Origin of the sequence: Bacillus sanguinis (assembly GCF_018332475.1) — a bacterium.
Classification (GTDB): domain Bacteria; phylum Bacillota; class Bacilli; order Bacillales; family Bacillaceae_G; genus Bacillus_A; species Bacillus_A sanguinis.
This window is the reverse complement of record NZ_BOQB01000663.1, coordinates 1-1114: the sequence shown is the minus strand read 5'-3', so window position 1 is coordinate 1114 and position 1114 is coordinate 1. Positions and strand designations below refer to the sequence as shown.

The window sequence follows — 1114 nt, the reverse complement described above, 5'->3', positions numbered from 1 at the left end:
AATACGTTCGAATTACTAGAAATGAAGAATGAAGTGAGAATACATATAATCGTGAATAAAATACATATCACTACATACTTTATATTAAATACTTTCAGTTTCACTTTATTCATTTTATATCTCCCTTCATTTACTATATTCTTACGCATAATTTTTAAGTAATATGATTAATAATTTAATAGAACTTCCTCAACTACTATATTTTTATTTCACCTCTTCCCATAAAGCGATTGAGGTTAAATTTGCCGTGTGCAAATATCATCTAAGATTTTAAAAAAAACAAATAACCTGAGTCTATATAACTATAGACTCAGGTTATTTAATTTCTTCATTTTCCATGTCAATGCCTAATTGGTCTTTCAATAACTTCATACCTTTTCTTGTAAGATGGACAGCTCGATTCTTATCCGTTTTTGTAATCCATTCCTGTTCAAAAAATAGTTTTGCTATTGCAGATCCTAACCAACCAGAAATATGGTAGCGTCGTTCACTCCAATCAAGACAAGGTTTTGCAAATACTCTCCTTTTTATATTTGCCTTATTAATATTTATTCCAAAATTCAGAAACCATCCCTTACCTTGTTCCGTTACAATGTATTCTCCTTCCTCTAAAATTATAAATTCCCTATCTAGTAATTTTTCAGCTATCTCTACACCAAGTTTGCCTGCAAGATGATCATAGCAAGTTCGAGCATAACGAACTTGTTTTAGTTGACTTGATTGTTTTAAAGAACGAACTTGGACTGTTGGTGCGATTGTTCCTAACTTTTCAAGCACTTCTGCTATCTCTTGATTAGCAAGTCGATAGTAACGATGTCTACCATGTTGTTCAACTGTAAGTAGATTCCCCTCTACTAATTTAGAAAGATGAGAACTAATCGTTGGATGTGAAACTTTTGCCTTATAAGCCAATTCACTAGCAGGTAGTGCCTGATTGTTCATTAAACAATCTAAGATAATTGCTCTTGTAGGTTCAGCAATTAGTTTAGCTATGTATGAGATATTCGGATATACATTCATATTTCGATGATACCCTAACTATTAAATTGATACAATTATTTTAAGTTTAATAGTAAAGGAGAATGTATTATGAATGCAATTGATCTTAGTATAT

1 protein-coding gene is annotated in these 1114 nt (G+C 31.0%); it reads right to left on the bottom strand.

The annotated features are described in order from the left end of the window. Nucleotides 1-315: 315 nt before the first annotated feature. Nucleotides 316-1020, bottom strand: coding sequence for an ArsR/SmtB family transcription factor (locus tag KI369_RS29105; RefSeq protein WP_212959064.1), 705 nt, complete (start codon nucleotides 1018-1020; stop codon nucleotides 316-318). Between the last annotated feature and the right edge of the window lie 94 nt (nucleotides 1021-1114).